1 protein-coding gene is annotated in these 1,526 nt (G+C 32.4%); it reads right to left on the minus strand.

The annotated features are described in order from the left end of the window. Positions 1-51: 51 nt before the first annotated feature. The gene (locus WBG83_RS22365) at positions 52-1,131 is read right to left on the minus strand and encodes a hypothetical protein (protein ID WP_336747599.1); all 1,080 of its coding nucleotides are present in this window, start codon (positions 1,129-1,131) and stop codon (positions 52-54) included. Positions 1,132-1,526 lie beyond the last annotated feature (395 nt).

The following is a 1,526-nucleotide window of genomic DNA, read 5'->3' on the forward strand; positions in this document are numbered from 1 at the left end:
TTGCCGCCTCGCGTAATCTTAATCCATCATACACTTGCTCCCATCTGACTGCTAGGTGGGGGCTATTTGACGCTCACCATTAAAGTACACCTCAGCTAACCCCCGCAAACAGAAGTAGAACATAAATACATGCTTAATATCGATATCATTATGTTTTAAATGGGATAAATCAGGAATCATATTAATGTTCGATATTTTCTTTTCTTCTCTTTCACCTATTTCTGCTGATTTAAAAAGTACTTTGCCTAAAATGCTGTTTGTCATCTCAAAAGTGAAGTTCCTATTATTATTAGATAAAACAGTTAATTCTGAAATATCGTATTCCGTATCTATCTGTTGATTAATTCGATCATAAAAAAACTCGGCATCAATATGTTTATTCAGTACCCCCTCTCTTATGAAGGGAAGCTTGTATTGAATATATTTATCAGCTTTTAGATACACAAATTCTACATGATCTTTATGCTTCCTTATTTCCATATCATGAATCGTGATTTCTTCTATTAACCACTTTAAAAAAGCTAGTTTATTAACATCTTCTAAAACATCTCTATCTATTGATAATGGTGGTGCTTCAAAAACATCTTCACGTGAAAACTCCTTACCGAACTTATTTTTTTTGTTGTTCTCAATACACTCTTTAAGTAATAAATTTAAAATTTCAATGTTATTTTCATATGATATAGGTGGAAATAAGTTTTTCATTTCTTCACTTATATCATCTCCATCTTGCATTAGTAAGATTTGATTGAGGTTCTCGAAACTTGAAGATAGTCGTAACAATGCTACTGGATAAATAAATTTATTTAGATATAAAATAGTTTCTTGTAACTTTTTATTATAAATTTTAAGATACTTATTAATGGTTTCACACTGATCAAAATAATTATGATTGAAGCTACATTGTTTTAAATAATTTATTGCTTTTGAACAAAAACACCTGTCTCTATCCTTATCTTTAGATAAGTTAATAAGGATACGTGTCCGTTTAATTTCATCTAACATTTCAATACGGCTCAAAGTAGTATGACTATTTTTAATACCAACAACCTTCTTAAAAAGAGATAATGCCTTTTTGTACTGGCGGCGGTCAAGCTCATATATAACATTTTTAAATGTAGGTGATACCATTAATAGACCTCCTCAGTAACCTAAATAATCTTATGCCCTTGAAGCTATTAATTTTAGCTATTAAACGGTTATCAACTCGTCAATAAACTTCGATTCCACGCACCATTCCACTCTCCGCTTTACCACTATTTGTGGTAAGGTTCAGCGTAACATTTCACAGGCGCGCCGCGCCGCGACAGTATGGAGATTTCGTCTCACTTTTGAGAATTATGTGATCAAAGCAGAGTGTTACTTGTATCCATGTATCAATCGAACATTGTACTTTTCACTAAGAGTGTAACCATTAATGGGCTTCTACTAAAGATTTAGGTGTATATACTGGACAGTGAAAAGTTCTTGTCGAAAAATAGTTGCATAAAAAAATAACCCAGCCAGGCGATTGTATGGTATCCTAG

It is taken from the genome of Paenibacillus sp. y28 (assembly GCF_037137075.1).
Classification (GTDB): Bacteria; Bacillota; Bacilli; order Paenibacillales; family NBRC-103111; genus JBBBNV01.